Source organism: Streptomyces sp. NPDC050743 (assembly GCF_044456925.1).
In the GTDB taxonomy this organism is placed as follows: Bacteria; Actinomycetota; Actinomycetes; order Streptomycetales; family Streptomycetaceae; genus Streptomyces.
Genome location: NZ_JBITGJ010000217.1, coordinates 1 through 6,410, shown reverse-complemented (window position 1 = coordinate 6,410; position 6,410 = coordinate 1). Strand labels below are relative to the sequence as shown.

General features: G+C 68.5%; 6 protein-coding genes and 1 tRNA gene. 3 read left to right on the top strand and 4 right to left on the bottom strand.

Annotated elements, in window-relative coordinates:
* The first annotated feature begins 1,147 nt into the window (after window positions 1–1,147).
* A tRNA-Met gene (locus tag ACIBJF_RS51385) sits at window positions 1,148–1,227 on the top strand.
* 1,035 nt (window positions 1,228–2,262) lie between these two features.
* On the top strand, window positions 2,263–2,589 hold the full coding sequence (locus ACIBJF_RS51380; RefSeq protein ID WP_399184791.1) for a WhiB family transcriptional regulator: 327 nt from the start codon (window positions 2,263–2,265) through the stop codon (window positions 2,587–2,589).
* A gap of 536 nt (window positions 2,590–3,125) precedes the next feature.
* On the opposite strand, the gene ACIBJF_RS51375 is transcribed toward ACIBJF_RS51380, so the two are convergent.
* From ACIBJF_RS51375 to ACIBJF_RS51360, 4 genes are all read right to left on the bottom strand, one after another.
* Window positions 3,126–3,905 (bottom strand): hypothetical protein, encoded by a 780-nt coding sequence (locus ACIBJF_RS51375; RefSeq protein WP_399184790.1) that lies wholly within the window; start codon window positions 3,903–3,905, stop codon window positions 3,126–3,128.
* Window positions 3,902–4,168, bottom strand: a complete 267-nt coding sequence (locus ACIBJF_RS51370) for a hypothetical protein (protein ID WP_399184789.1) — start codon at window positions 4,166–4,168, stop codon at window positions 3,902–3,904. The genes ACIBJF_RS51375 and ACIBJF_RS51370 overlap by 4 nt, the downstream gene beginning before the upstream one ends.
* On the bottom strand, window positions 4,165–4,482 hold the full coding sequence (locus ACIBJF_RS51365; protein ID WP_399184788.1) for a hypothetical protein: 318 nt from the start codon (window positions 4,480–4,482) through the stop codon (window positions 4,165–4,167). Before ACIBJF_RS51365 ends, ACIBJF_RS51370 begins: the two co-directional genes overlap by 4 nt.
* A gap of 1,306 nt (window positions 4,483–5,788) precedes the next feature.
* Window positions 5,789–6,136: a hypothetical protein gene (locus ACIBJF_RS51360; RefSeq protein ID WP_399184787.1), complete on the bottom strand. Its 348-nt coding sequence runs from the start codon at window positions 6,134–6,136 to the stop codon at window positions 5,789–5,791.
* Between the two features lie 14 nt (window positions 6,137–6,150).
* On the opposite strand from ACIBJF_RS51360, the gene ACIBJF_RS51355 reads away from it, so the two are divergent.
* Window positions 6,151–6,410 (top strand): transposase (locus tag ACIBJF_RS51355; RefSeq protein ID WP_399184786.1); only part of this gene is annotated, 260 nt, incomplete at its 3' end.

The following is a 6,410-nucleotide window of genomic DNA, read 5'->3' as shown; positions in this document are numbered from 1 at the left end:
GGGGGGGGGGGGGGTGCACCTGGCGGCCGCGGGGTATCAACCCGCCGCCGAACCCCCCCCGGGGCGGGGGGGGTGCCCCGCCACAGCAGAAGGGCCAACCGACGGAATTCGCTGACCTGCTGAAACACGGCTTTTCGGGGCGTAGACGTCCCGTGACAGTGTGCGGAGATTCCCGTGAATCGCGGGCGCCCCACTCTAGTGGCGCAACATTTGATCTCTATCCGCGCGGCGCCTTGTAGCGGCGCTGCGCAGGCACGTCACCTATCGATGTGCCAACAGATGACGGAGCGGCGGAGCCGCCACAGGTTGACCAGGCGGAGTCGAAGCCATCCCACCCACGGAGAAGGCCTCGCCGCGCAATCGAGTTGTTCGCCGGGACGTTTGCGGTGTTGACCCTGACTGCTTCGGGCTTTGCTGTCAGTGAGGCAGTGCAGGCCAATCGCGCGGCGTCTGAGGCTAAACGGTGCAGCATCGTGGTGGCTGATGTCGTCCGAGTCGATCAGACTCGGCCCGACGCCGACCGAGTACTCGGCGGCCATCTGCCTCAGGACGTAGCGCTGAGAGAACGCGAACAGGTCGGTGAGGCAGCAGCAGCGGCTGATGCCCTGTCGGCGTCAGCGTCCGGCTGCATTGATCAAGAGAGCAGGGAGCGGCTTAAGGAGAATTCGGAAGTCGTTCACCATGCCTACGAGTTGCTTGAGCACCTGCCAGTCCTTGAGCCAGAGGCAACTCAGTCGCCCTCCCCTAGCCCGCAGCGGTAACACCGCGGCGGACGCCCTGTGTGTAAGCACGAGATTGGGCCCCGCTGTACCAGGTTCATTTGGCTCCGCCGGCCGTTCGACTGCCGGGCCACGGGTTGATGCACAGGCGCAGCCAGCGAGAAGACGCCGTCAGGGGCCGGGGTGAACCGTCGGCCACCGGTTCGAGGGCGGAGCAAAAACTCGTCGCATTCCGTCACTTCGGGAGCCCTATTTCGTCGGTTCCCCAGAAGCCCCGGTGGTGCTCGGACGTGTCCTCCCCGCCGACGCGGGGGTGCTCCGCAGAAGGACGGTTCGTTCAAGGCCAACAAGTAGTCCTCCCCGCCGACGCGGGGGTGCTCCGCCGACGCGATCCTCGTGGAGAACAACTTCGGCGTCCTCCCCGCCGACGCGGGGGTGGAGCAGCTCGGTAGCTCACTGGGCTCATAACCCCAGAGGGTCGCAGGTTCAAATCCTGTCCTCGCTACCAGAAGAAGGGGTCCGCAACAGCGGGCCCCTTCAACGTTGCCACCGCCGAACACCCCGCCAGGCCAGTCGGCCGCAACGAGCAACCCTCATTGGCGACCTTGTTCACCGCTCGCGACACTACCGGCATCCCCTGGGTGGTGTTGAGGGGGCGGTCAGCCGGTGAGGTGGTTCGGTTCTTCGCCGACGCGGCCGCCAACTCCGAGAGTCCTTCGTGGGATCGGTGTCATCGCAGGTTGAGCGCCGAGTACGCCGCGGGCCCGCAACTCGTCCAGGTCGGGGAGACGGACTTCGGGAAGTGCGTTGAGAAGGTCGGCCTGGGCGGCGCGGATGCTGTGCGGGGCCTGGGGGCCGGCGCCAAGGGTGCGGCGGGCTATCACGCAGTCATGGTAGGCGGCGCGTCAACTGCTTCTATCCCGACGGGCAGGCGTTAGTGGTTCACAAGAGGGTGAGGGCCCGGGGCCGGGCGTTGGCGATTCCGGGCCCTCACGAGGTTCGCGCATCCGCGGGGGGTCGGATGTTCATGGCGCGATGCCGTACTCAACGACTCCAGGCCCGTGCGGGTCACGCGTCGTGCGTCATGCCGGGTCGTCGGGTCCGCGTCGTTGTTCGCGCCGCGCTTTCGTCGGGCGGCCTCTTGTAGGGCGCCGTCCTGGAGTTGTTCAGCTGAGGCGGAGCGGCCGGTGCGCGCCAGGCTGACCCGCGCGGTGCTGGCCGCGACGGTGTTCCTGTCGGGGTTCGACTCCGCCCGATACGGCAGCCCATCTTGGTCCGTCACTCGCCCTCCTCGTACCGCACGGTCCCTCAACCTAATCGCCGTTCCTGACTGCCACTGGGTGCAACGCGCTGGCGAGCGCCGATGCCCGGCTACTGGATGAGCTGAGCTGCATGCGGCATGGCACACCCCGTCAAGGCCCCTTCACTCGAATGGATTGCGCCGTGATGGCGATCTTCTATGCCCCATGTGCATGACGTACCGTTGCCGAACTGCGCCTCCTGCTAGGGAGGCGGGCCGGACGGGGGAGAGGACGGCGCCGGGGTGGATGAGGATGATCGGGACAACTGGACTACGCGAGCGGTATGCCGAACCGCGGATCCGGACGAACTGTTCGTCGACGGTGCGGCGCAGAGCAGGGCGAAGACCATCTGTACCGGCTGCCCCGTCCGAACCGAGTGCCTCGCCCACGCCCTGGACAACCGCATCGAGCATGGAGTCTGGGGCGGGATGACGGATAGGGAGCGGCGAGCTCTGCTCCGTCGGCGGCCGACCGTAACCTCTTGGCGCCGCCTGCTCGAGGCAGCCCGGGCGGAGCATGATCGGTCCGCACATCCGGTAGACAGTGCGTCGTGGAAGGCGGTCGGCTGAATGTCGCGCTCCGGCTCCGGACGACCGGAGGGCTGCCGACGTCCGCGGAGCCGTTCTCTCGCGCGTTCCCTGGAGCGGATGACCAGCATCGGCTTCGTTCATTGACTCGTTCCGTCAGGGATCACAGCGCCCGTTCGTCACAGTCGACGTATCCGTTCGCGGACCGGTGCGGCTGGAAGCATTCGGCGTGTGCGGCGTTGTGGTCGTAGGTGTCCTCCCCGCCGACGCGGGGGTGTTCCGCAGCACATCGCCGCCGGCGCGACCCGTCTGTAGTCCTCCCCGCCGACGCGGGGGTGTTCCGCTGTGGGACCGGGTGAAAAAGTGGGCCGGCATGTCCTCCCCGCCGACGTGGGGTGTTCCGTCCGCCCTCGCCGTCTGGCGTGGCACCGGCACTGGTGGCCTCCCACACGAGCCCCTGCACTTTGGGCAGCTGGATGATTTTGGCGTGGCTGTTGGCGAGCAGCAGCTCGGCGACGCCGGCAGTTCCTTCGCCGGCATACCGTCTTCCTTTCCGAAGTGACGAGCACTGTGGGTCCTCACCGGTTTTCCTTCCAGGCGCGGATCTCCAGGTAGACGATCTCGGCTTCGGGATGCATGCGGCCGGTCATGAGGAGCCAGCCCTGCACGGCGGCGGTCACGTCCCCGCCCGCCGCGTCCACGAGCTGCTTGAACTGGACTGCGTCGAAGCCCTGTTCGCCGGATGCGGGGCCGCCGACGTTCGCGCCGTAGGCGCGCTCCTCGGTGCCGTCGGCGCGCTGGACGACGTTGCGGCGCACACCGGGGGAGTCGGCCAGCCGTCCGGCATCGTGAGTGAACATGCGGCGTAGCGCCCGCACAGTGAACGCGATCTTCCCCTGGTGTCGAGCGGCTTCTTCGATGACCAGGTACAGCCGGGATGCACCGGCGGCGATGTGCTGCGCACCAGCCCGGGCCAGGGACGACGTCCATTCCTTCACCCGGCGTCCCCGCTCATCGGTGACCGTACGAGTGCTGCGCACCGTGTTCCGGTGGCGCACACGAGCCCGCTCACCGCTCTTGGTCAGACGCAGCCGCACGTGCGCGCGGGCCAGCCGCTTGAGGCTGTCGATGTCCCGCGGCCCGCCGGCCTGCACCTCCTGCACGACCGCCCGCAACGCCTCCACCATCGATGCGCCCTTGTTCTTCGTGAAAAACTGCGACACTAGGGACGCATCACGGCCGAGGATCTCGGCGACCTGCTTCCGGTTGAAGCCCTCGGCGATCAGCTGGTCGGTGAGGCGGGCAGCCTCATTGCGCTGATCGCGGCGGCCGCCGCCGCGCTGCCTGGGGGGCGTCATGCGGCCGTCTCCTCAACCTCGTCGTCCAACTCGTCGTCGGTGTTGCACTCGTGGCCGGAGGTGGCCCGGTCGCCGTCCTCACACTCGCCGTCACCGCCGGCGCCGCAGATGCACTCCCACTGCCCGTACCAGCCGACTTCGCCTGGCTCGGGGCAGTCGTCGTGGCCGGAGGCGGGGGAGTCCTCGTCGGGGAACAGAGCCTCACCGGAGGCGCCGCATTCGGAGTGCTCCCAGCGGGCGTCCCACATCACGTCCGCGGTCACAGCCCTTCCGCCTCCAGATTCTGGCGGCCCAGCTTCTGCAGGGTGTAGAACTCCTCGTCGCTGGTCGGGGTGGTCTGCTCCCAGTCCAGGGCGCCTTTGAGGAGGTAGTCGCCTGGCTGTCCGCTGTAGGGCCAATCCGGCCGGGTGCTGGTGTAGATGGCGTCCGTACGGAAGGCCAGGATCGACCCTGCCGGCAGGTGCAGGGCGCCGGCCGGGACTCCCTTGCCGACCTTGACGTCGCCGGTCTTCTCGTCCTGCCCGATGACCACGCTCTGGTGCGTGGACAGCAGCGCAGCACGCGCGGCCGACCACACGGCGGCCGCCCACTCCGGGTGCGCGTACGGGTCCCGCGCGAACCCGCCGTAGCTGCCAGGTGACGTGCGTGTCCGTGATCCCGGTCAGATGCGCACCGTCGGGGATCTCCGGCGTGGACCCGTCCCCATGGAGTGGCACAGACCCAGTGGTGATCCTCGGGCGCTGCGCGAACGTCCCGATTCCGTACAGCAGGATCGACCGCACCGCCCGCGCGGCCAGCCTGAACGCCCACCGCATCGCCTCATCCCCGTGCGCAGTGGACCAGCGCAGCAGGTGATTCCAGATGCTCCTCAGCTTTACCGACCACTCCTGCAGCGGGCGATGGTTCTTCTCCCACACCATCCCGTCGAGGACCTCGATGCGCCACGGCGTGATCGGGTTGCGGAGGGCCAGGTTGACCTCGGCGCCTCCCGCCCACGTGACGAATGTCTGCCCCGGCTCGTACGGGTAGTGCCAGGACCGCTCCCCGGGCGCCGGCGCGGGTAGCAGCCCGACGTGCTCCCAGCCCTCCGGGATGGTGACCTTCACCTGCCAGTGCGACGGCGAATACAGCAGGTCGTTCTTCTCCTTGTCGTTCAACGCGGCGAACGAGGTCTTCGTCATCCGGCGCGGAACGCCAGTCGGTGAGGTTGAGCAGTGCTTGGCGTAGGCGAACGTGCGGTCCAGCTCGTACCAGGCCGGCACCCGCTCCGGCACCCGGGGCGGGGTGATCAGCTCGGTGCGGCCTTGCCCGGCCGTCGCGTGCAGCAGGCCGCGGATCTCCTGTGACAGCACCGGATATCCTTCCGCCCACCGGCCCCGCTCCGGGATGGTGCGGGTCCACAGGTCACGGCCGGTCTGCGAAGGCGACCCCATCAGCACCACGTCCGCCCACTTCTCGTGCAGCGCCTTCCACAGCTCCACAAATGCCTGCCGCACGATCTCCGGGGACGCGCCCTCCGGGTCGAACCACTCACCCACGGACCTGATTTCGGTGTGCTGGTCGCCGCGCTGCCACCGGCCCACCGGGTTACGGGGGTGGACCAGGTGCCCGGCCTGCCGGTCCTTACCGCGCGAGGACTCCACCTGCCAGCCCTCCGGCAACGGGCCATTCAGCCACGCGGCGACCGCGTCCCGGAGAAACTCATGCCGGGCCGCATCTCGGTGCCACGGATCGCCTCCGGTCACGTAGATGCGCTCGATCGTGGCCGGGACCGTCGCGTACACCGCGGTCAGGATCTCCGCCACGCTTGCGCGGCCCAGCTCGAGCCGGGCAGTCCCGCCGCTCCACACCAGGACACCGGTCGCGGTGTCCAGGAACGCCATCTACCGCACGGCCTGCTTGAAGTTCGGCCGGGCCGACACCAGGTTCGACTCCGCCCTGAACCAGCGATCCCCCTCAGCTCCGCCCGGGATCGACGGCAGCTCCCGCGCCGGTGGTTCCCCGGTCGGCTGAGCGGCCGCATCCGTCGGCGCCTGCTCGGCGGCCGCGGCGGGAGCCGACTCCTCGTCCTGACCCTCGGGCTCCTCCTCGCCGACCGTGGCAGCTGGCGTGCGCAGGCCGGAAGTAACGGATCCAGCGGGTTCCTTGATTGCCTGTACGCCGGCCTCAGCCCCGGAGCGATCACCGGCGGACTCTGAATCGCCCCGGTTCGAATAGAGACTCGATTTCATGAAAGGATCGAGTCATGGCACGACCTTCCCGTTACCCGCTTGAGCTCCGCCGCCGTGCGGTGCGCATGGTCGCCGAGGTGCGCGACGACTACCCGAACGAGACGGCCGCCTTGCAGGCGGTGACGGAGAAGCTCGGCATCGGCTCCCGCGAGACGCTGCGGAACTGGGTGAAGCAGCATGAGATCGACGCGGGCCAGCGCCCGGGGACGACGACGGAGGAGTCTGCCCAGCTCAAGGCGCTGAAGAAGGAGAACGCCGAACTCAAGCGGGCCAA